This window comes from Stenotrophomonas beteli (assembly GCF_001431665.1).
Classification (GTDB): domain Bacteria; phylum Pseudomonadota; class Gammaproteobacteria; order Xanthomonadales; family Xanthomonadaceae; genus Stenotrophomonas; species Stenotrophomonas beteli.
The window spans coordinates 1-21804 of record NZ_LLXV01000014.1 but is presented as its reverse complement, the minus strand read 5'-3'; the positions used below and the strand labels follow the sequence as shown (position 1 = coordinate 21804).

Sequence of the window (21804 nt, the reverse complement as noted above, 5' to 3'; positions counted from 1 at the left end):
GGCTCTACACAGGACGCGCCGAAGAGTGCCGGTCAGGACGACCGGCACCCGCGGTCTATCAGCCACCCTGCCCGTGCTGGGCGAACGGTTCGGTGCTGCCATCGGTGCGCACCAGCTCGACGGTGTACGGCTGCACGTAGCCATCGGGCATTTCCATGCCCGGCGAACCTGCCGGCATGCCGGGCAGGACCAGGCCGTGCGCCGCCGGGCGCTCGGCCAGCAGGCGCTTGATGTCCCCGGCCGGAATGTGGCCTTCCACAACGTAGCCGCCGATCTCGGCGGTGTGGCAGGACGCCTTGCCGACCGGCACGCCAAGGCGGACCTTGATCGGATTCATGTCATCGGTGTCGCGCACGTCCACCTGGAAGCCCGCAGCCTTCAGATGGTCGACCCAGATGCCGCAGCAGCCACAGCTGGCGGTCTTGTGCACGATGGCCACCGGCAAGGCCGGATCGACCTTGGCCGGGCTGGCCTGGGGCGCTGCGGCCGGTGCCTCGCTGGCGACCGTTGCCGCGGAGGATTCTTCGGCGGCGCGCGCGCAGGCGGTCGTGGCCAACACAGTGCCCAGCAGCAGGCTGAGGGAGAGCGTACGGTTCATTGAGTGATTCCTTTGCAAAGACGGGCAACGTGGCCCGCCGCCCGCGCATCGAAGGCGCGGGCAGAGTCGAGAGAAAGTCGAGCAGTCATGGCAGGCGCTTGAGGCCTGCGGGGAGTCACGCGATGGGGGGACGCAACGGATCCAGCATCGGAGGCGATGCGCGTTGCTGGGTGTTGGCCGGAACAGGCGCTTCGCGCCAGGGCGAAGCCGGTGTTCCGTTCAACGTCGCCAGCATGCCGAGACAGGCGGGCGGGCATTCGCACTCACCGCTCTGGCAGGCAGCCGGGGCCGCATCATCGCAGCAGCCCGCCGCCGCCATCGCGGCCGAATGCGGTACAGCGCAATGCTCCTGGCTGGCCGGACCGCTGTACGAAGACGCAGCGAGCGCCAATGCCGGTGCATTCAGCACCAGGGCGACAAGCAACATCCAACGCAGCAGCAGATCAGTCAGGTTCACACGACGATGATAGCCGATGCACGCACTACGCAATCGCCGCCGCCATCGCCTGCACCCGCACCGGAATCGACTTCGCTGCAGGCGTGCCGCTGATGCGGTCGTAGTAGTCCAGCGGCAGCAAGGGGTTCAGTTCCGGGTAGTAGCCGGCCAGCGCACCGCGCGGCATCGGGTAGTCCAGCACGGTCAGGCCCTCGATGCGCCGCTGCACGCCATCGCCGCTGATCGTCTCCAGGCTGACCCGCGCTTCCTTGTCCAGCCCGCGCGCCAGCCGGTCCTCGATGTTCATGAACAGCACCATGCGGTCGTTGTACACGCCGCGATAGCGGTCGTTGTAGCTGTAAATGGTGGTGTTGTACTGGTCATGCGAGCGCACGGTGGCCAGCCGCAGCATGTCCGGATCGTGCACGGGATCGTCCACGTCCAGGCCAGGCATCACCAGAATGTTGGCCTTGCCATTGGGCGTGGGCCAGACGCGGCGGCGCGGCGGGATGTCCAGATGGAAGCCCTGCGGCTGCCGGATGCGCTCGTTGAAGCCGGTGTAGATCTCCGGGTACACCGCAGCAATCAGCTCGCGGATGGGGGCGTAGTCGTGCATGCAGCCGGCCCAGTCAACCCGGCTGTGCGGCAGCGTAGCCATCGCCATGCGGCAGACGATCTCGACCTCGGGCAACACATCGGCACTGACCGGCTCCAGTACCCCGCGCGACGCGGTGACATTCGACATCGCGTCCTCGATGGTGACGAACTGCTCGCCGGCCGGCGTCACGATACGTTCCGAGCGCGCCACCACTGGCAGGATCAGGGCATCACGTCCATGCACCAGATGCCCGCGGTTGAGCTTGGTGGCGATGCCCACGGTCAGCTCCAGGCCGCGCATTGCCTCGTACGCTCGCGGCGTATCGGGTACCGCATGGATGAAGTTGCCACCCAGGCCGATGAACACCTTGGCACTGCCATCCAGCATCGCCTCGATGGATTCGACCACATGGTGGCCGTGCTCGCGTGGCGGGTCGAAGCCGAACACCTGCTGCACGCGGTCCAGATAGGCCTGCTTGGGCTTTTCGTCGATGCCGACGGTGCGGTCGCCCTGCACATTGGAATGGCCCCGGATCGGCCCGATGCCAGCACCGGGCTTGCCGAAATTGCCACGCAGCAACAGCAGGTTGGCGACCTGCTGCAGCAGGCGCGAGCCGTACTGGTGCTGGGTCAGCCCCATGCCGTAGCAGATCACGGTGGCATTGGAACGGATGTAGATCTCCGCGCAGCGACGGATCTGCGCCTGCGAAATGCCGGACACCTGCACGATCTGGTCCCAGTCCTGCGCCATTACGTCTTCGCGCAGTGCCTCCAGGCCCAGCGTGTGTTCGGCCAGGAAGTCGTGATCCAGGACACGCTCGCCCTGTGCTTCGCGCTCGAACATCACCTTCATCATGCCCTTGATCAGCGCCAGGTCGCCGCCGATGCGGATGTGCACGAATTCGCTGGTGATCTCGGTCGAGCCGAACGTGGCCATCTGCACCACGTCCTGTGGTTCTGCGAAGCGGATCAGCGCGCGCTCGGGCATCGGATTGACCGCCACGATCGGGATGCCGCGCTTGCGTGCCTCGACCAGGTTGCTCATCATCCGCGGCGAATTGGTTCCAGTGTTCTGGCCGATCACGAAGATCGCCTCGGCGTGCTCGAAGTCCTGCAGCACGATGGTGCCCTTGCCCACCCCGATGGCCGGCGGCAGACCCCGGCTGGTCGGCTCGTGGCACATGTTCGAGCAATCCGGGAAGTTGTTGGTACCGAACTCGCGCACGAAGATCGAATACAGGAACGCCGCTTCATTGGGCGTGCGCCCGGAGGTGTAGAACTCGGCCTGATGGGGGCTTTCCAGCGCCTGCAGGTGGCGGCCGATCAGCGCGAACGCCTCGTCCCAGCTGCACGGCACGTAGTGGTCGGTGGCTGCGTCGTAGCGCATCGGCTCGGTCAGCCGGCCCTGCATCTCCAGCCAGTAGTCGGTCTGTGCCATCAGCTCGGTGACGGTGTACCGGGCGAACAGTTCGCGGCTGGCGCGGAACTGGGTGGCCTCCCAGGCCAGCGCCTTGGCGCCGTTCTCGCAGAACTCCAGCTTCCTGCGTTCGTCGGCATCGGGGAACGCGCAGCTCGGGCACTTGAAGCCGCCCGGCTGGTTCATCGCCAGCAGCGCCTTCGAGCCCTTGCCGATCACGCTCTGCTGCAGCAGCACCTTGGCTGTGGCACCGGCGGCACCCCAGCCTCCGGCCGGCTGGTCGTAGGGCTTGTAACGTGGCGGCTTCTGCTCGGACATGTCCGGTTACCTGGTCTGAGGAACGCGACAGCGAACGACCCACCCGGGAACGTCCGCCTGCGGGCACCCTGCCCGGCGCTTCAGTCAATCACGGCCCTTGCCGGCGCGCCAGAGGTCCGTGCTGCTTTCCAGCCAACCTGGCATGGCAATGGTTGCACCTGCGTCAGCGCCCGGGCTCTGCGCTATCCTCGATTGCGCAGGTACTCCGCTGCCTGCGCACCTTCCCTGCCCCGGATGCGCTGCATGCCCGACCCGACCCCGCCACCTGCCCCGCCTGCCGGCACGGCCCACCGCGCGCTGCACCGCTGGCGTGGCGGACGCCCGCAGCAGCAGCTCGACGTGGTGGCCGAGGAGGTACCGGTGGCGATGCGCTACAACGGCGCTGCGTTCTCGGTGATGATGGCCACGCCGTGTGACCTGGAGGACTTCGCGCTGGGCTTCTCGCTCAGCGAGGGCCTGATCACGGCGCCCGCGCAACTGCTGGCAGTCGAGGTGAGGCCGCAGCTGGAAGGCATCGAACTGCAGATGACCGTGGCCGGGGATGCGCCCGGCGCCGCGCTGGATCCGGCGGGAGAACGCCTGCTGCCCGGCCGTGGCGGCTGCGGCCTGTGCGGCACGCGCCAGCTTGAGGATGTGCTGCGGCCCCTGCCGTCGATCCACGAACGCCGCACGTACGCTCCGGCCGCGTTGCAGCGTGCGTTGGCCGCACTGGCACAGCACCAGCCGATGAATGCTGCCAGCGGCGCCATTCATGCCGCAGCCTGGGCCGACGCCAGTGGGCGGATCGGTTGGGTACGCGAAGACGTGGGCCGCCACAACGCGCTGGACAAGCTGATCGGCGCTTTGCACCACAACGAGCACGCCATCGACGGCGGCCTGCTGGTGATTTCCAGCCGCGCCAGCTACGAAATGGTCAGCAAGGCGGTGCGCGCCGGTGCCAGCGTGCTGGCGGCGGTGTCGGCACCGACCGCGCTGGCGATCGACCTGGCCCGCAGCGCCGGCCTGTGCCTGGTCGGGTTCGCGCGGGAAAGCGGGTTCAATGTGTATACGCATCCGGAACGGCTGCAGGCGGACGACGGCCACGCCCGCTGAGGATGGCCGGGAGCACAGCGTGCCCCGGCCCGGTACACCTCAGCGCAGCGCGACCTTCGGGAAGTCCACCGGTACGTCGAACGCTACGTTGACGTAGTTGGTGAACAGGTTGAGCGCCACATGCGCGAGCATCTCGACGATCTGCTCGTCGTCGAAGCCGGCCGCACGCAGCGCCTGAACATCGCCGTCGGCAATCTGCGCACGCTGCTCGACCACCTTCAACGCGAAGTCGAGCGCCGCCGCAGTGGCCGGGTCGCTGGACTGGCCGATCTGCGCGGCGGCCATCTGCTCGCTGCTGGCACCGGCCTTGCGGCCCAGCGCGGTGTGGGCGGCCAGGCAGTATTCGCAGGCGTTGCGGTTGGCGATGGCCACGGCGATCTGCTCGCCCAGCAGCGGCGACAGGCGACCGCCGCCCAGCGCGCCGAACGAACCCCACATGCTCTGCAGGGCAGCCGGCGAGTTGGCCACGGCGCGGAACATGGCCGGGGTGGCGCCGAAGGCGGCGTGGACCTGGCCCAGCAGGGCCTGGCGGTCGGCGGTGGTGTTGGCGGCATCGATCAGGGGGACACGGGACATGGTGGATCTCCTTGGGAAAGCGCCCGGGATTGGACGACCCGCTCATCGTAGGTAGACTCCGTGGACGCATCAGGCGTAATTCGCCACACATGTTGTCCATTCATCCATGAGCCTACCCTCCGACACTTCCGCACCCGACCGTCTCTCCTCCCTGTTGGAACGCTTCCGGGTGCAGGCCGCGCTGTTTCACAGCGGTCCGCTGTGCGGCCACCATGTCTTCGAGCCGCAGCCCGGTCGTGCCTTCCTGCACATCCTGCGCCAGGGTGAAATGGAGGTCCGTCATCCCGACGGCGATATCGCGCTGCCCCGGTTGAAGATCGACACACCCAGCCTGCTGCTGTATCCGCAGCCGGTGCACCATGTGTTCTTCAATGCACCGCTGGATGGGCCGGATTTCACCTGCGCCACGCTGGACTTCGACGGCGGAGCGCGCAATCCGATCGTGCAGTCGCTGCCACCGGTGATGGTGGTGCCACTGGCGGCGATCGGCGAATTGGATGACACCCTGCACCTGCTGTTCGCCGAGGCCGATCGCCAGCGCTGCGGGTCACGGCTGCTGACCAACCGCCTGTTCGAGGTGGCGCTGATCCAGATCCTGCGCTGGGTGGTGGACCACCCGGATGCGGCGGGCGTCAGTCATGGGCTCATGCGAGGCCTGTCCGATGCACGGCTGGCACGCACACTGGTGGCGATGCACCAGGCGCCGCAGGAGGAGTGGACGCTGCCGCGCATGGCCGCGACTGCCGGCATGTCGCGGAGCGCGTTCGCGGCCGTGTTCAAGGACGTGATGCAGGCAACGCCAGCCGCTTATCTGCTGGACTGGCGGCTGAGCCTGGCCTGCGCGCAGCTGCGGGCCGGCGTGGCGGCCAAGCAGGTAGCCATCGAGGTGGGGTTTGCCGATACCGCGTCGTTGTCGAAGGCGTTCCGCAAGCGGCTGGGGGCTTCGCCGAGGGCGTGGTTGGCCGCGGGCGCAGCGCAGGCTGGGTAAAGGGTGAGGGGTAGAGTCGACTGTCAGTCGACTATCGCGCGAAGCGCGGGGTTTCGTTGTCTGAGCGACGAGCAGTCGACTAACAGTCGACTCTACGAGTGCGGCGATCCATCAGACTTCGCCAGCAGCCCGGCGATCCGTTCGGCCACCTGGGCGCGCACGCTTTCATCCAGCTGGCCTTCGTACATTGCCTCGTAGATCCATAGGCCATCGGCGGCCAGCCGCGCCACGAAATTGTCGAGCGCGGCGCTATCTTCCGTTGCACCTGCCTCCGGCGGCAGCGGTGCCCAGCGACGTACCGCCGGCCCCCAGGGACGCTCGGCATCCGGGTCGGCCGATTCGAGCATGAACATCAGTTCGGCACGGGTGGCACTCTGTGCCGATACGCGCACGAAGGTCTGGTAGCGCTCCAATGCCGTCGCTTCATCCGCGCGCTTGCCGAGCAGCGTTTCCATCGACGTTTCCCAGGCCTGCACCAGGTGCTCGTCGATGCCGCGCAGCAGCGCCTCGCGCGACGGGAAGTGGTACAGCAGGCCGCCGCGGGTCAGCTGGGCCTCGGCCGCCACCGACTCGAAGGTCACCGCACGCACGCCATCACGATTGATCACGTTGACGGCGGCGTCGAGGATGCGGTCGCGCTTGCTGGTTCTCATTGCCTCATTTTACGCGATCGGCCGCGCCCTCGCGGCTGCCAACGCGGCCCCGCAGCAGGCGCGCCAGGATCGTCGCGCCCATCGCCAGCACCGCCGTGATCACCAGCAGCACGATCTGGTAGCCACGGTCATACGCGGCCGCAGCCAGCGCGAACCACTCGCCCTGCCCGCTCTCGCGCGCGGCATGCAGTGCCTGGGTGAAACCCTCGCGGGCAAGCGCGGGCATATCGGCCGAGACCGGCAGGAACGCGCTGTACATCGCGGCGCTCAGGCTGCCCAGCATCGCCACCGCCAGCAGGCCGCCGAACTCGTAGGACACTTCTTCCACCGAAGACGCCATGCCCGCACGGTGCGCCGGCACGTTATTGAGGATGGCAGTGGACGCCACCGAGATGGCCGAACCCATGCCGAAGCCGGTGATGGCCATGCCAGCCACCACCCAACCGAGGCCATGCGGAAAACCGAACGCCACCACGCCGACGCCCAGCGCACCTGCCGCCAGGCCGCCGCAGATCAGCGGGCGCAGGCCCACCCGGTGCAGGATGCTGCCACCCAGCAGCGCACTGGGCAGGCTGCCTAGCGCCGCCACCGATACCAGCAGGCCCGCCTGCAGCGGCGAAAAGCCTGCCACCAGCTGGAAGCGCTGGGTGGTGACCAGTTGCAGGCCGGCCATCGCGAACAGGGTGAACACCGCCGACAGCGTGCCGGCCAGGAACGCCGGATTGCGGAAGATCGCAAAATCCAGCAGCGGGTACGGCAGCTGCTGCTGGCGGCGTGCGAACGCCGCACCGCTGATGACGGCCAACAGCAGCGCGCCTGCGCCCAGCGCATACGACGGCGGCGTTGCGATCAGCGACTTGATCGCCAGCACCAGGCCGGACAGTGCAGCCAATGCCAGAACTGAGGACACCAGGTCCCATGGCCGCGAGGTGTCGCGCTGGCCTTCCGGTGCCAGCAGCAGCGTGGCCACGAACGCGACCACCACCACCGGCACGTTGATCAGGAACACCGAGCCCCACCAGAAGTGCTGCAGCAGCCAGCCGCCAATGATCGGGCCGAGCGCCGCACCGACGATGGCCACCGAACCCCAGATCGCGATGGCGATATTGCGTTCGCGCGCTTCGTGGAAGCTCAGACCGATCAGCGCCAACGTGGCCGGCATCATCGCTGCGGCACCGACCGCCAGGAAGGCTCGTGCGGCAATCAGCTGCGCTGCGGTGTCGGCGAACGCCGCTGCCAGCGAGGCGACGCCGAACACCACCTGGCCGATCAGGAACATGCGGCGGTGGCCGATGCGGTCGCCCAGCGTGCCCGCACCCAGCAGCAGGCCGGCCATCACCAGCGGATAGGCGTTGATGATCCACAGCGCCTGGCCAGCACTGGCCGAGAGTTCCCCGGTCAGGGTGGGCAGCGCGGTGTAGAGCACGGAGTTGTCGAGCGTGACCAGCAGCAGGCCGGCGGCGACGGTGAACAACAGTGCCCAGCGACGGGCACGCGACAGGGCCGGAGCACCGGCCAAGGGCTGGGACAAAGCCATGGGAGAACCTGATGGGGCTGGAATACGGCCATAACTATACAGGACGTCCTGTACAGTTATGATCTTCAAAGCCCACCGATTCAGCTTTTGTAGAGGCGAGCCTGCTCGACGGAACCGCCAGCCAGGCATGGCCTGGCTCCACTGAAACGGGCCTGCGGTGGCCGGGCTCCACTGGCGGACGTCTACCGGCAGTCTTCCGGCAGCGCAGCAATCGCCGATACCACCGCCGCCTGCATGCCCTGCCCGACGGCCGTGTCCAGCTCCCCACCTGTACTCCCATGCTGGCGCCGCAATTCGTCCTCGCACAGCCCGCGTACGCGCGCCCGCGCATTCGCGCGCAGGCTGCTGCACCGCCAGTCGGTGCCACCCAGCGGCAGCACCGAATACACCACGCTGTTGCAGGCGTTGCCGGCGCGCTGCTGCAGCGACAGCCCACCGAAATCCCGCGGTTCACTGCTGCGTTGCGGGTCGAAGTAGCTGTCCGGGAACGTGCGCGCATACTGTTCGATGTCCACGGCCATGCTGCGCCCACCGGCCAGCGGCATCTTCAGTGGCTGCCCGCACTGCGTCGCATCGGCGCGGTGCTGGATGTACTGGTAGATCGGCCGGTCCAGCGATGGGTCCTGCTGGGTCACCGCGCTGACTGCGGCCAGCACCGGCAGCGATGCACGATTGGCCATGCGCGCCAGCAGCCCCGCCTGCGCCGGCTGGCAGCGGTCGCGCAATGTCGCCGCGAGCAGGAACAGCACGTCGTTGCGAAACGCGTGGTCGTCACCCAGGCGCTGTTCGATGCGCTGCCTGGCGTCGGGCGCCGGTGCCGGAAACGCGACCGCCGGCGGCGCGGTGGGTGCGCGCTGCCGCTGCCACCACACCAGCAGCACCAACGCGCCCAGCAGTACCCCGGCAGCCATGATCCATCGCCTGCGCATCAGTTGCGGATCGCCGTCAGCGTCGCCGCCGCGGCATCGTAGGACGCGCTGGCGATGTCCGCGTCAAAACGCTTCACCTGCAGGCGGCCGGCAAGCCGGTACGGATCCCACAGATCGCCCAGCGCGATCGGTGTCGCCAGGGTCACGTGGATGATCTGATTGGGTGGCGGCGGCGGCACGTGGATGCAGGCACCGTAGAACGGCACAAACAGCAGTTCATCCACCAATCCTGCGTCGTTGGTGCCGAGCGGCACCACGTAGCCATCCAGATCCACCGCGCGACCATCGACAGCATCGACCACGCGCGAAGAGCCGAACTGCTTGGCGCGGTCCGGGCTGGAATGGTCGATCTCCAGCCCCGGTGGCGTGCCCGAGCCAGTGTCGTCGATCAGGCCACCCACGCCGTCCATGCCATTGCGTGACAGGCCGATCTGCGGGGGTGGGCGCTGGTAGGACACTTCGTCGGGCCGCAACGCATCCCAACGGTCGATGGAGGCTTCGGCAGTGGCGGAGGGCGCCGGTTTGCCCTCCAGCGTGACCACCACGGCATCGCCGCCTGACCCCGTGCAACCCGCCAACCACAGGCATCCCAACGCCAGCAACAGGGGACTACGGTTCATAGGGCCTCAGCTGTGCGTTACGCATGGTGTAGGCCGAACCGGCCAGATCGTCATCCAACCGTTCGGCGCGCAGGGTGCCCGCCAGGAAGAACGGCGAGTACATGTCCGGCATCTCGATCGGGCGCGGCAGCACCACGTGCACGATCTGGTTCGGTGGTGGTGGTGGCACGTGGATGCAGGCGCCGTAGTACGGCACGAACAGGAATTCGGTCAGCCGCCCGTCCTGCGCGTTGGCCAGCGGCACCACGTAGCCCGGCAGGCGCACCGGCCGCTGCAGTACCGTGTCCACCGTGCGGAAGGTGCCGAACTGCGGCATGCGCCGGTTGCCGTTGTGCTCGACCTCCGGGCCCTCGCCCCGCTCCAGTGCCGCCAGCTCGTCCTTGGGCATCATCTGCAGCCAGTCCAGTTCCTGCTCCGCAGCGTCTGCAGGGTCATCGCGGTCAACAACCGGCGAGGGCGGCAGGGCCTGTACGCCGGTATCCACCGGACGCTCACAGGCGGCCAGTGACAGCACCATCAGCAGTGGCAGCATCCAGCGCATGCTCAGCCTCCCGCTGAAAGGCCATCGGCCAAGGTGCGCCGGTAAGCGAGCAACGCCGGCACCAGCCCGGCCACCGCGCTGACCGCCAACACGCCCGCAACCCATGCCAGTTCACGACCATCCGGCCAGACATGGGTGATCGACAGACCGAAGGTGGCCAGCACCCAGCCACGCCCGGCAATGCTGGCGGCCACCAGCAGCGACAGGGCCAGTACGCAGGCCACCACACTTGTCGCCACCGCTTCCACCACGAGCAGGCCGGCGATGTAACCCGGTCGCGCGCCGGTGGCACGCAGGATGGCCATCTCACGCCGCCGCTCCTGCAGGGTCGAGACCAGCAGCGCCACCATCGAGACCATGCCCAGCAGCACCACCATTGCACTGATCAGCTGCAGGGCGCGCTCGGCGGTGCCCAGCGACTGCCACAGCTGCTGCAGGGTCACGCCGGGCAGGATCGCCAGCATCGCCTCGTCCGGATATTCGTTGATTCTGCGCTGCACCGAAAACGTGGCAATGCGCGAGTTCAGGCCGAGCATGAAGGCAGTGATGCTGGCCGGGGTCAGGTCCAGGTGGCGCGCCTGCTCGGCGCTGACGCGCTGGCTGCGTAGCTGAACGCCGGAACGCCAGTCCACATGGATCGCCTCGATGGCCGGCAGCGAGACCAGCAGCGACGAGTCCACCGGCGTGCCGGTGCGCTGCAGGATGCCGGCAACACGGAACGGCTTGTCGGCATGCGTGGCCAGGGTGACCGCGCCGGTGCCGTGCGCCAGCACGATCTCATCGCCGAGACATACCCTCTGTGCCTGTGCCACCTCGGCACCGATCACCACGTCATACAGGTCATCGAACGGCCGTCCGTCCGCAAACGCAAGCGCGTGCCCGGCGCCGTAGCGGTAATGCTCGAAATAGCCACCGCTGGTGCCGACCACGCGGTAGCCGCGCCACGAATCGCCCAGCGACAGTGGCACCGACCACTTGACCTGCGGCAATGCGGAAAGCTCCTGGTAGGACTGCCAGGTCACGTTGTTGGTCGGGTCGCCGATATGGAACACCGAGTACAGCAGCAGGTTCACCGGTCCCGAACGCGCACCGACGATCAGGTCGGTGCCCGATACGGTGCTGGCGAACCCCTCGTGCGCCTGCGTGCGCACACGCTCGACGCCCAGCAGCAGCACCACGCTGAGGGTGATGACCAGCACGGTCAGGCCGACACTCAACGCGCGGCTGCGCAGGCTGGCCCAGGCTAGCTCAAGCATGGCCGGCTCCTGCCTGGTTGATCTCGGACAGTGAAATGGTGCGGTCGAACAAGGGCTGCAGGCTGTCGTCATGGCTGACCACCAGCACCGTGGTGCCGGCCGCCTGGCACTGCGCGGACATCAGCTGCAGGAAGGCGGTCGCCGCATCGCGATCCAGCGCTGAGGTGGGCTCATCGGCGAGCAGCAACGCCGGGCGACCGATCAGGGCGCGTGCCGCCGCCACGCGCTGTTGCTGGCCAACACTCAGCGTACCTGCGCGCCGCTGCATCAGCGCCGGGTCCAGCTGCAGGGCCTGCAGCAGACGGGCTATCTCGGCATCCAGTGGCCCACTGATGCGCGCACTGCGCAGGCGCGAGAAGCGCAGGCCCAGCGCGATGTTGTCGCGCACGGTGAGGAACGGCAGCAGATTGAACTGCTGGAAGATCACGCCCAGCTGATCGGCACGGAAACGATCCCGCGCCGCACCTCCCATGTCCTGCAGTGCCTGGCGGGCCACCTCGACACGGCCCTTGCCGGGCAGCAGCACACCTGCCAGCAGCCCCAGCAAGGTGCTTTTACCGCCACCGCTGATTCCGCGCAGCAGCACGCTGCTGCCCTGCTCTATCAGAAGCTGTGGGATATCCAGCACCAGGCGTGTTGCGTAACCGAACTGCACATTCTCCAGCGCGATCACCGGTGACGTGCTCACGGTACCAGCACCACGCGCAGATTATCGGGCGTCAGCACGCTGCGATCCTGGCCATTGGTGGTTGCGCTGTTGACGATGACTTCGTGCAGACCCGGGAACAGCACGGGCAGGCGAATCACCAGGGCGCGAAGCGCCGCCGTATTCGCACAGCGGTATTGCAGGTTCGCACTGAAGCCGGCATGACGATGCTGCCCGGCCATGGGTGCGGCAGCGGTCGCATCGAAGCCTTCGGCCTTGGCATCACCACTGACCAGACGACAATGGGCCACCGTGGGCAAGGTGACCCAGCTGCCGCCCTTCAGCACGGCGGTGGCACGTGCCAGCGCGGCCTGCTCGGCTGCATTGGCCGGCGGTCGTTCGTAATCGAGGATGCCTATGCCGGGCGCCTGAAGGGCGATTTCCAGGGTCTGCTGGTCAAGCGCAACATCGACGGTGGCCTGGCCGTGCACATGTGCGCCCAGCTGACGCACGTCATGGGCCTGCGCGGCACTGGCAGCCAGCAGCAGGAAAAGAGCAGCGGGAAGCTTCATGGGAAAGACTCTAATTGTTACTATGTAACATTATGGACCACATTCCCACGACCCCCGCAAGGGCCCTGGCCCAGCCGCCAACTTCGGCACGCTGGCACCCCCGCTTCGATCTTGCCGGTGCCTGGCTGTCCCTGGCCTGCGCCGCCCACTGCATCGCCCTGCCCCTGCTGCTGGCCTTCGTGCCGGCAGCGATGATGGCGCTGCGCTCGTTCCAGCATCCCGGCCATGGCGCGATGACATTGCTGCTGATGATGTCGCGCTGGGAATGGCTGTTCGCGCTGCTGGCCTCCTCGTTGGCCTTGGCGAGTACCTCGGCCGGCGTGCACCGGCATGGGCGCTGGCGGCCTGCAGGATTGGCCTGCGTTGGCGCCATCCTGCTGCTGTCAGCCTCTCTGTATCTGCCGCTAAAGGAATCGCTGCTCTGGCATGGTGTGGCCACCGCGTGCGGCGGCGTGTTGCTGGCGGCGGCGCACATCGGCAATCGGCGGGCGTTGCGCACCCGGTAGCGCCGGGCGCTGGCCGGCAACCGCGAGGATCAGGCAGCCGGCCAGCGGCCGGCTCTACCCCTCCCTATTCGTCGAACGGACGCTGCCCCAGCGTCTGCGTCACATGGTCGACGAAACAGGTGATGCGCGCGGCCAGCGCGGTGTTGCGGTAGTAGACCGCGTTGATCGGCTGCCGCACCTCCTGCGTCTGCTTGGCGAACAGCTGTACCAGGCGGCCATCACGCCGGTCCTGGCGGGTCAGGAAGTCGGACAGGCAGGCGATGCCCAGCCCGGCCACCGCCATCTGCCGCAGTGTCTCGCCGCTGGATGAAGCAATCGCCGGCTCGATCACGAAAGGGCCGCCATCGGCATCCTGCAGCGGCCATTCGTTCAACGAACTGGGCTGGGTGAAGCCCAGCAGGTCGTGCTCCCGCAGCTGCTCCACCCGCGTGGGCATGCCATGCCGGCGCAGGTACTCGGGGCTGGCCACCACGCGGATACGGCTGTAGCCGATCGGCCGCGCATGCAGGGTCGAATCGCGCAGCACGCCGATGCGGAACGCTACGTCGGTGCGCTTCTCGATCAGGTCGGTGATGCCTTCATTGGAATTCAGCTCCAGCTCCACCTGCGGGTAGCGCTCACGGAACCCTTCAAGCAGCGGCACGATCACGTGCAGCATGAAGGGTGTGGCCGCATCCACGCGCAGGCGCCCGACCGGCTGCAGCCGCCGCGCGGCCATCTGTTCCTCGGCCTCGTCCACCGTGGCCAGGATCGTGCGCGCGTACTCCAGGAACGCCGCGCCTTCCTCGGTCAGCTCCAGCCGCCGCGTGGTCCGCCGCAGCAGCGTGGTCTGCAGCTTGTCCTCCAGCCGCGCCAGGGTGCGACTGGTAGCCGAGATGGTCAGTTCCAGCGCCTCGGCCGCCGCCGTGATGGAACCACTGTCGACCACGGCCACGAAGGCCTTCAGCTCATCCAGGGTGGTTTTCATTTTTTACCTCACCGCAAAAGCGTTTCCCGTATACACAGCTTAATCAACAAATGTAAAGCGCCCACACTTCGCCCTGTCCCGAGCCCACCGGCTCTCAACGAAGTCCCTGGAGTCCATCATGAGCGTTCCTTCCTTTGGCGTCGGCACCTTCCGCCTGACCGGCCAGACCGTCATCGACTCGGTGCGCAATGCCCTCGACGTCGGCTACCGTGCGGTCGATACCGCGCAGATCTACGGCAACGAAGCCGAGGTCGGCCAGGCCATCGCCGAATCCGGCGTCCCGCGCGACGAGCTGTTCCTGACCACCAAGATCTGGGTGGACAACTACGCCGCCGACACGCTGATCCCGAGCCTGCGCGACAGCCTGGCCAAGCTGCGCACCGACTACGTCGACCTGCTGCTGATCCACTGGCCGGCGCCGGGCAATGGCGTTGAACTGCGCGAGTACATGACCGCGCTGGCCGACGCCAAGGCGCAGGGCCTGACCCGCCAGATCGGTGTGTCCAACTTCAACATCGAGCTGACCCGGCAGGCCATCGAGGTGGTCGGTGCCGGCGAGATCGCCACCAACCAGATCGAACTGAGCCCCTACCTGCAGAACCCGGCACTGACCGCCTTCCTGCAGGACCAGGACATCACTGTCACCTCCTACATGACCCTGGCCTACGGCAAGGTGCTGAAGGACCCGGTGCTGGCCGCCATCGCCGGCAAGCACCAGGCCACTGTTGCCCAGGTCGCGCTGGCATGGGCGCTGCAGCGGGGTTACTCGGTCATCCCGTCCTCGACCAAGCGCGAGAACCTGGCCAGCAACCTGCTCGCCCAGGACCTGCACCTGGATGCCGATGACATGGCCGCGATCGCCGCGCTTGACCGCAACGGCCGCGAAGTCGATCCGCCGGGCCTGGCCCCGGCCTGGGACTGAGGAGCCTGGCCATGGGCAGTGCGTTGACGCGGCTGCAGGCCGGTGGTTTCAGCATCGGCATCGAAGCACCGCTGGACAATGACTGGACGCCACTGGGCGAACAGGCACGACGCGCCGGGCGACGCCGGCCCGGCGAACCGGACCTGCAGCGCCATGCGGAGCTGGCACGGTTGGCCGACCGCCTCGGCTTCCGTGCGCTGTGGGTACGCGACGTGCCGGTGTACGATCCGGCCTTCGGCGATGCGGCGCAGGTGTTCGAGGTATTCAGTTACCTCGGCTACCTGGCCGGCATCACCAATGACCTCCTGCTGGGCACCGGTGCGGTGGTGCTGCCGATCCGCGAGCCGTTGCTGACCCTGAAATCGGCGCGCAGCGTGCAGCGGCTGAGCGGTGACCGCCTGCTGCTGGGCGTGGCCAGTGGCGACCGCCCGGTGGAGTACCCGCTGTTCGGCCGCGACTTCGACAGCCGTGGCAGCCGCTTCCGCGAGCAGATCGCATTGCTGCGCGAAGGCGCCGCCGCGCACCTGCCGCAGGGCCTGGACGTGCTGCCCGCCGATGGCCCGGCCCTGCCGTTGTTCGTGGCCGGCCTGGCCCAGCAGCAACCGGCATGGATCGGCCAGCACATGGACGGTTGCCTGGCCTACCCGGGCACGTCGCAGGACCATGCGCAACGCGTGGCGTCGTGGCGCGCCGTGGCCGGCAACAAGCCGTATGCCAGCTTCATTCACCTGGACCTGGTCGCCGATGCCGATGCCCCCCTGCAGCGCTGGCGCTTCGGCCTGCGCGGCGGCCGCAACGCCCTGCTGGCCGAGCTGCACGCCATGCAGGCGGCCGGTGTCGACCACATCGGCCTGCAGTTCCGCCGCAACGAACGGCCCTTGGCCGAAACCTTCCACGAAATCGCCGAGTACGTGCTGCCGCACTTCCCGGCCCATGCCGGCGCCACCGCGACGGCCTGAACGTTACCGGAGCTTTGCCATGAAGATGAAGACCCTGGCCGCGCTTGCGCTGGCCACCCTGCCGCTGTCCTTCCAGGCCACCGCCGAGGAGTGGTATCCCTCCGCCTACGGCGCCAACGACGAGATCGGCGCGGCCAACCTGCTCACCGCTGACGTGGTCAAGCACGCGGTATCGCTGGTCAGGACCGGCAAGACCTATCCGCTGGCGGTGCCGGTGGACAAGAACCTGCCCGCGTTCCGTCACCGCAGCTTCCGCCTGTACAACGTGCAGGTCGGCCAGCAGGCCGGCACGTCGCTGGGCCCCAACAAGTTCACCTTCAACGATGAACTGGTGAACGCCTGGACCGGCGTTGGCACCCAGCTCAACGGCATCGGCCATATCGGCATCGACAACGTCTACTACAACGGCAACAAGGCCGCCGACTTCGTCACCGTGGACGGCGTGCGCAAGCTCGGCGTCGAGAAGGTGCCGCCGATGGTCACCCGCGGCGTCGTGCTGGACATGACCGCGTACTACGGCAAGGCGATCGTGCCCGGCGGCACCGAGTTCACCGTGGCCGATATCCAGGCCGTGCTGAAGAAGCAGGGGCTGAGCCTGCGCAAGGGCGACGTGGTGCTGTTCAACACCGGCTGGCTGGAACTGATCGGCAAGGACAACACGCAGTTCCTGGAAGTGGAGCCGGGTATCGGCATGGAGGCCGCGAAGTGGCTGGCCGACCAGGGCATCGTCGCCTTCGGTGGCGACACCTGGGCCTCGGAGGTCTACCCGAACCCGAACGGTGCCGAGGAGTTCCCGATCAACCAGTACATGCTGGCCAAGCGCGGCATCTACAACCTGGAGCTGATCGACAGCCGCGCGCTGGTGCGCGACAAGGCCTGGGAATTCCTGTTCGTGCTCGGCCAGCCCCTGTACGTCGGTTCGACCCAGGTCAACATCAACCCGGTGGCGATCCGATGAACACCGCCGCTGACCTTCCCGTGTTCGCCGGCCGCCGCTTCCGCGTCAGCTATGACGGCCTGGCCGCCGACAATGTCTACAGCGCCGATGGCCGCCACGTGCAGTACGCCATCGTCTCCGGCGCCTATGCCGGTGCGCAGGGCGAAGCCGCCTGCGAGTGGCAGCGGATCAGCGAAGGGGTCCATGCCATTTCATGGCAGGAAGCCGATGGCGCAACGGTCGTGCATGTCGATGACTTCGTCGGCGGGCGTTCGCTGGCCTGGTTCACCGCCACCGATGGCAGTTTCCATCGCATGCAGGGATCGCTGGAAGCGCTCTGATCCCGGCCAGCGGCCGGCACCACCGGTGAGTGGACGGAACATTACAGATCGGTAATGTTCGGGTCAGGGCAGCGAAAGGCGCTGCCCTCCACCCTGTGGGCCACGTCTTCCACAGGTGTCCCGCGCATGGCCCGTTCCCTGCTCCGCTCCGCTTCCCTTGCTCTTCTCCTGTCCGGCCTCGCGGTTGCGCCGCTGGCGCTGGCCCATCCCAGTCTGGTGCGTTCGACGCCGGCCGCCGACGCCACCACAGCCCCGGCGACCGAGATCACGCTGCAGTTCAGCGAGAAGGTGATGCCGCGTGCCACCCGCATCGAACTGAGCATGGACCATGGCCGCATGAAGATGGCCATGCCCACCGCCGCTCAGGACATTTCCGAAGATGGCCACACGCTGCGCGCGCGTTTCGCCAAGCCGCTGCCCGCAGGCAGCTACGCACTGCAGTGGCGCGCGGTCGGCCAGGACAGCCACCCGATCACTGGTACGTACCGTTTCACGGTGAAGTAAGGCTGCCGTCGTGGCCGAGCTCTCGCCGTATGCGCTGCGGCTGGCGCTGTACCTGGTGCTGATGCTGCTGTTCGGGCGGATGCTGTTCGTCCGTCCGCAGCTGCCGCGCGGCGTCTCGCTGGCGCTCGCCCTGATCGCGTTGGCCGTGGTGGTCATCGATGCCATCACCCGGTTGTGCGGTGTGCTCGGCATCGCGCCGGTCGACATCGACCCTGCAACGGCCCACTGGTTCCTCACCGGCACGCCGGTGGGTGAAGCCGGCCTGCTGCGCACCGTGGCGGTGCTGGCGATGCTGCCCTTGCTGGCATTCGCCACGCCGCTACGGGGCCTTCGCCGCCTGGCGCTGCTCGCGCTGTCCGCCACCGCCCTGGCCAGCCTGTCCTGGAACGGCCATGCCGCCGCCGGGGATGGCTTCGGTGGCGCGTTGCGGCTGGTGGCCGGCATCGTGCACCTGCTGGCCGCTGGCGCCTGGGTCGGCGCGATCGCCGCCATCCTGCAGCTGGCGCTGCGTCCGCAGGGCCTGCGCCTGCGCGAACGCACCCGCGAGCTGTGGCAGGCCGCCCACAGCTTCGCCCTGCCCGGCACGATCATCGTCGCCCTGCTGGCGATGACCGGCACCTATACCTATGTCGATCTCGGCGGTTCCATACAGACCCTGACCGGCACCGCACATGGGCGCTGGCTGCTGCTCAAACTCGCCCTGGTCGTTGGCATGCTGGGCCTGGCCGCCCTGCATCGCTGGCGGTTGGTGCCGGCGCTGGCCGTCTCCATCCGTGGCGGCTGGCAACCCAGGCCGCTGCGCTCGCTCCGCCACAGCCTGGCCTGCGAATCGGTGCTGGCGCTGCTGGTGCTGGCCTGCGTCGCGGTGCTTGGCACGCTGGACCCGCTGGCATGACCGATCCGTTCCGGTACGGGCCCAAGCTGCGATGATGGGCGCATCATGAAACTGCTGATCGTCGAAGACGAACCCAAGACCGGCAACTACCTGCGCCAGGGCCTGATCGAGGCCGGCTACGTGGTCGATCTCGCCTGCAACGGCGTCGACGGGCTGCACCTGGCCGGCAGCGGCGAGTACCAGCTGCTCATCCTGGACGTGATGCTGCCCGGCCTGGATGGCTGGAACGTGCTGTCGCGGCTGCGCGAGGCCGGCTGGCAGGTGCCGGTGCTGTTCCTGACCGCGCGCAGCAGCATCGCCGACCGCGTGCAGGGCCTGGAACTGGGCGCCGACGACTACCTGGCCAAGCCATTCGCCTTCGCCGAGCTGCTGGCGCGCGTGCGCACCCTGCTGCGTCGCGGCCAGGCCGTGCCGCAGGCCGAACGCATCGTCATTGCCGACCTGGTGGTGGATACCCTGCGCCGCCGGGTCGAACGCGGCGGCCAGCGCATCTCCCTCAGCCAGAAGGAGTACACCCTGCTGGAGCTGCTGGCGCGCCGCCGTGGCGAAGTGTTGCCGCGGTCGCTGATCGCTTCGCAGGTGTGGGACATGAACTTCGACAGCGACACCAACGTGATCGACGTGGCGATCCGCCGCCTGCGCGCGAAGATCGATGATGGCTTCGATACCAAGCTTATCGTCACCGTGCGCGGCATGGGCTATGTGCTGGAGGCGCCGGACGACGGTGCAGTGCACAGCGAATGAGCCTGCGCCGCTCCATCGCGGTACGGTTGACGCTGCTGTTCGCCATCGTGGCCACGCTGGTGCTGGCCGCGTTGGGCGTGGCGATCTATGTCAGTGCCCGCCACGACCTGGTCGCCCAGGATTTCGTCGAACTGGAGAACAAGGTCGCGTTGATCCGTGACCTCGCCGATAACGGGCCTGCGTCCGCGCGCGGGCCGCGGTTGGCAGAGGCGCTCGGCCATCATCCGGATATCGCCTTCCACATCGTCGATGGCCCCGGCACCGTGCTGTTCTCAACAGCACCGGCACTGCTGCGCGAGCATGCACGCGGCCAGCCGATCGACGCCGCGCCACGGCGGCACGACTGGATCCTCGCCGATGGCCGCTGCATGCATGCCCTGCACCTGCGCCAGACCCTGGCCGACGGCAGCCAGCTGGTCACCCTGCTGGCCATCGATGACGACCGCCATGCCGATTTCCTGCAGCGCTTCCGCCATCTGCTGGCGATCGCGATCATCGGTGCCGCCCTGGCCAGCAGCCTGCTCGGCGGCTATGTGGTGCGGCGTACGCTGCGACCGCTGCGCACGCTGGCCGATGAAGCCCGGCAGATCACCGCCGGCCGCCTGCAGCGGCGCTTGAGCGCACGCAGCGCCCCGGCCGAGCTGGAACAGCTGGCGCAGACCCTCAACGGCATGCTGGCACGTCTGCAGCAGGACTTCGCGCGGCTGACCGGGTTCTCCGGTGACCTCGCCCACGAGCTGCGCACGCCCATCACCAACATGCTGACCCAGGTGCAGGTGGTGCTGGCGCACCCGCGCAGCAACGAGGCCTATCGCGAGACGCTGGCGTCCTGCGCCGAGGAACTGCAGCAGCTGGCGCAGACCGTGGGCGACCTGCTGTACCTGGCGCAGGCCGAGGCGCCGGGTGCGCTGCCTTCGCGCGAGCCGGTGGCGCTGGATGGGGTGGTGGATTCACTGCTGGAGTTCTATGAGTTGCTGGCCGAGGACCGGCGGCTGACCCTGCGCCGCGAAGGTGTGGCGAGCGTGGAAGGCAACCGCTTGATGCTGCACCGGGCGATCGCCAACCTGCTGTCCAACGCGTTGAAGCACGCCACTGCCGGCAGCGAGGTGCGGGTGCGGCTGGCCGACACCGATGGCATGTGCAGCGTCAGCGTGCACAACGTCGGAACCGTGATTGCTGAAGAAGCGCTGCCGCGCCTGTTCGATCGTTTCTACCGCGGCGAGCGCGGCCGCCACGAAGGTGCAGGGCTGGGCCTGGCGATCACCCGCGCGATTGCACAGGCGCACGGCGGCAGCGTGAGTGTTGCCTCGGATGACACCGGCACCGTGTTCGAGCTGGTGCTGCCGGGCGCGCCACGTCGGTAGTGCAGGCCGCTGGCCGGCACCCCGGGAGCATCAAGCGCACTGCAGTTGCGGGCCAGCGGCCGGCACTACCGCGCGCGGTCGGACAGCTTCGCGTGCTGCTTCGGTCGTGCCGGCCGCTGGCCGGCAACCGCGGCCTGCTCGAACACCCCGGCCACCCAGTCGATGAACACCCGCAAGCGGGGCGACGGCGTGCGGTTGCGCGGGTAGACCAAGCTCAACGGGCTCGGCGTCGGCGGCGCCTCCGGCAACAGCTCCACCAACTGCCCGCGCGCGATATACGGGTCCATCCGGTAACGCGGTGCCTGGATGATGCCCAGGCCCGCCAGCGCGGCACCGAGGAATGCATCCGCACCGGAGACACGCACCCGTGCCGGCAGCGGCACGTAGTGCACCTGCCCGGCCTGCTGGAACTCCAGGGGAATCAGCTGGCCGGTGGCGCTGGAGCGATAGCCGACCATTTCATGGCCGTCCCGCAGGGACGCGATGCTGCCTGGCACACCCTTGTCCTGCAGGTAACCTGGCGCGGCCACCGTGACCTCGCGCAGCATCGTCAACCGGCGCGCCGCCAGATCGCTGTCGGCCAGCGTCCCCACCCGCAACGCCGCATCCACCCCTTCGCGCAGCAGGTCGACATAGCGGTCGCCTTCGCTGACGTCCAGTTCGATCTCCGGGTAGCGCTGCAGGAATTCCGGCAGGTGCGGGAACAGCAGGTGCCGGCCCAGCGTGCCATGCACTTCGATACGTAGTGGGCCGCGCGGCGGCGCATCACGGAACGCGGCCTCGGCATCGTCCATGTCGGCGATCAGGCGCAGGCATCGCCCGTAGAAGGCCTCGCCTTCCAGCGTCGGCACCACCAGCCGCGTGGTCCGGTGCAGCAGGCGCACGCCCA

General features: G+C 68.0%; 24 protein-coding genes. 11 read left to right on the top strand and 13 right to left on the bottom strand.

Translation table 11 applies throughout. From position 1 onward, the window contains the following. Positions 1-58: 58 nt before the first annotated feature. On the bottom strand, positions 59-598 hold the full coding sequence (locus ARC23_RS01745) for a DUF411 domain-containing protein (RefSeq protein ID WP_080392989.1): 540 nt from the start codon (positions 596-598) through the stop codon (positions 59-61). A gap of 482 nt (positions 599-1080) precedes the next feature. Then, positions 1081-3366: an FdhF/YdeP family oxidoreductase gene (locus tag ARC23_RS01740; protein ID WP_057495630.1), complete on the bottom strand. Its 2286-nt coding sequence runs from the start codon at positions 3364-3366 to the stop codon at positions 1081-1083. A gap of 243 nt (positions 3367-3609) precedes the next feature. Between ARC23_RS01740 and fdhD the strand changes: the two genes are divergently transcribed. Next, the gene (gene fdhD / locus ARC23_RS01735; protein ID WP_057495629.1) at positions 3610-4458 is read left to right on the top strand and encodes a formate dehydrogenase accessory sulfurtransferase FdhD; all 849 of its coding nucleotides are present in this window, start codon (positions 3610-3612) and stop codon (positions 4456-4458) included. Positions 4459-4497: 39 nt separating this feature from the next. Here fdhD and ARC23_RS01730 read toward each other — a convergent pair whose 3' ends face one another. Next, positions 4498-5034 carry a carboxymuconolactone decarboxylase family protein gene (locus ARC23_RS01730; RefSeq protein WP_057495628.1) on the bottom strand — a complete coding sequence of 179 codons (537 nt, stop codon included), beginning with the start codon at positions 5032-5034 and terminating at the stop codon, positions 4498-4500. A 106-nt stretch (positions 5035-5140) separates the two neighbouring features. Here ARC23_RS01730 and ARC23_RS01725 point away from each other — a divergent pair, with 106 nt between their 5' ends. Beyond that, entirely contained in the window at positions 5141-6022 is an 882-nt protein-coding gene (locus tag ARC23_RS01725) for an AraC family transcriptional regulator (protein WP_057495627.1), read from the top strand. A 92-nt stretch (positions 6023-6114) separates the two neighbouring features. Here ARC23_RS01725 and ARC23_RS01720 read toward each other — a convergent pair whose 3' ends face one another. The 8 genes from ARC23_RS01720 to ARC23_RS01685 all read right to left on the bottom strand — a co-directional run bounded on the left by ARC23_RS01720 (position 6115) and on the right by ARC23_RS01685 (position 12776). Next, positions 6115-6675, bottom strand: a complete 561-nt coding sequence (locus ARC23_RS01720) for a TetR/AcrR family transcriptional regulator (protein WP_057495626.1) — start codon at positions 6673-6675, stop codon at positions 6115-6117. Positions 6676-6679: 4 nt separating this feature from the next. Beyond that, positions 6680-8212, bottom strand: a complete 1533-nt coding sequence (locus ARC23_RS01715; protein ID WP_057495625.1) for an MFS transporter — start codon at positions 8210-8212, stop codon at positions 6680-6682. A gap of 182 nt (positions 8213-8394) precedes the next feature. Further along, on the bottom strand, positions 8395-9141 hold the full coding sequence (locus tag ARC23_RS01710) for a hypothetical protein (protein WP_057495624.1): 747 nt from the start codon (positions 9139-9141) through the stop codon (positions 8395-8397). Next, positions 9141-9761, bottom strand: a complete 621-nt coding sequence (locus ARC23_RS01705) for a DUF3299 domain-containing protein (protein WP_057495623.1) — start codon at positions 9759-9761, stop codon at positions 9141-9143. The genes ARC23_RS01710 and ARC23_RS01705 overlap by 1 nt, the downstream gene beginning before the upstream one ends. Next, the gene (locus tag ARC23_RS01700; RefSeq protein WP_057495622.1) at positions 9751-10302 is read right to left on the bottom strand and encodes a DUF3299 domain-containing protein; all 552 of its coding nucleotides are present in this window, start codon (positions 10300-10302) and stop codon (positions 9751-9753) included. Before ARC23_RS01700 ends, ARC23_RS01705 begins: the two co-directional genes overlap by 11 nt. Positions 10303-10304: 2 nt before the next feature. Beyond that, a complete protein-coding gene (locus tag ARC23_RS01695; RefSeq protein ID WP_057495621.1) occupies positions 10305-11558 on the bottom strand; it encodes an ABC transporter permease in 1254 nt (417 codons plus the stop codon). Then, a complete protein-coding gene (locus tag ARC23_RS01690) occupies positions 11551-12246 on the bottom strand; it encodes an ATP-binding cassette domain-containing protein (protein WP_057495620.1) in 696 nt (231 codons plus the stop codon). The genes ARC23_RS01695 and ARC23_RS01690 overlap by 8 nt, the downstream gene beginning before the upstream one ends. Continuing rightward, entirely contained in the window at positions 12243-12776 is a 534-nt protein-coding gene (locus ARC23_RS01685; RefSeq protein WP_057495619.1) for a ZrgA family zinc uptake protein, read from the bottom strand. The genes ARC23_RS01690 and ARC23_RS01685 overlap by 4 nt, the downstream gene beginning before the upstream one ends. Positions 12777-12808: 32 nt before the next feature. On the opposite strand from ARC23_RS01685, the gene ARC23_RS01680 reads away from it, so the two are divergent. Next, the gene (locus tag ARC23_RS01680) at positions 12809-13282 is read left to right on the top strand and encodes a MerC domain-containing protein (protein ID WP_057495618.1); all 474 of its coding nucleotides are present in this window, start codon (positions 12809-12811) and stop codon (positions 13280-13282) included. A 64-nt stretch (positions 13283-13346) separates the two neighbouring features. Here the strand turns inward: ARC23_RS01680 and ARC23_RS01675 are convergent, their stop codons facing one another. Then, the gene (locus ARC23_RS01675) at positions 13347-14249 is read right to left on the bottom strand and encodes a LysR family transcriptional regulator (RefSeq protein WP_057495617.1); all 903 of its coding nucleotides are present in this window, start codon (positions 14247-14249) and stop codon (positions 13347-13349) included. A gap of 118 nt (positions 14250-14367) precedes the next feature. Between ARC23_RS01675 and dkgB the strand changes: the two genes are divergently transcribed. The 8 genes from dkgB to ARC23_RS01635 all read left to right on the top strand — a co-directional run bounded on the left by dkgB (position 14368) and on the right by ARC23_RS01635 (position 20915). Then, the gene (dkgB, locus tag ARC23_RS01670) at positions 14368-15171 is read left to right on the top strand and encodes a 2,5-didehydrogluconate reductase DkgB (protein WP_057495616.1); all 804 of its coding nucleotides are present in this window, start codon (positions 14368-14370) and stop codon (positions 15169-15171) included. A gap of 11 nt (positions 15172-15182) precedes the next feature. Next, positions 15183-16130, top strand: a complete 948-nt coding sequence (locus ARC23_RS01665) for a TIGR03571 family LLM class oxidoreductase (RefSeq protein WP_057495615.1) — start codon at positions 15183-15185, stop codon at positions 16128-16130. A 19-nt stretch (positions 16131-16149) separates the two neighbouring features. Then, positions 16150-17088 carry a cyclase family protein gene (locus tag ARC23_RS01660; protein ID WP_080392987.1) on the top strand — a complete coding sequence of 313 codons (939 nt, stop codon included), beginning with the start codon at positions 16150-16152 and terminating at the stop codon, positions 17086-17088. After that, positions 17085-17408: a MoaF-related domain-containing protein gene (locus ARC23_RS01655; protein ID WP_057495614.1), complete on the top strand. Its 324-nt coding sequence runs from the start codon at positions 17085-17087 to the stop codon at positions 17406-17408. The genes ARC23_RS01660 and ARC23_RS01655 overlap by 4 nt, the downstream gene beginning before the upstream one ends. 126 nt (positions 17409-17534) lie before the next feature. Beyond that, entirely contained in the window at positions 17535-17912 is a 378-nt protein-coding gene (gene copC / locus ARC23_RS01650; protein WP_057495613.1) for a copper homeostasis periplasmic binding protein CopC, read from the top strand. A 10-nt stretch (positions 17913-17922) separates the two neighbouring features. Then, positions 17923-18807 (top strand): copper homeostasis membrane protein CopD, encoded by an 885-nt coding sequence (gene copD / locus ARC23_RS01645; RefSeq protein WP_057495612.1) that lies wholly within the window; start codon positions 17923-17925, stop codon positions 18805-18807. 45 nt (positions 18808-18852) lie between these two features. After that, positions 18853-19551, top strand: coding sequence for a heavy metal response regulator transcription factor (locus ARC23_RS01640; protein WP_057495611.1), 699 nt, complete (start codon positions 18853-18855; stop codon positions 19549-19551). Further along, positions 19548-20915 carry a heavy metal sensor histidine kinase gene (locus ARC23_RS01635; protein WP_057495610.1) on the top strand — a complete coding sequence of 456 codons (1368 nt, stop codon included), beginning with the start codon at positions 19548-19550 and terminating at the stop codon, positions 20913-20915. Before ARC23_RS01640 ends, ARC23_RS01635 begins: the two co-directional genes overlap by 4 nt. 65 nt (positions 20916-20980) lie before the next feature. On the opposite strand, the gene ARC23_RS01630 is transcribed toward ARC23_RS01635, so the two are convergent. Continuing rightward, a partial coding sequence (locus ARC23_RS01630; RefSeq protein ID WP_057495609.1) for a LysR family transcriptional regulator occupies positions 20981-21804 on the bottom strand: 824 nt, incomplete at its 5' end.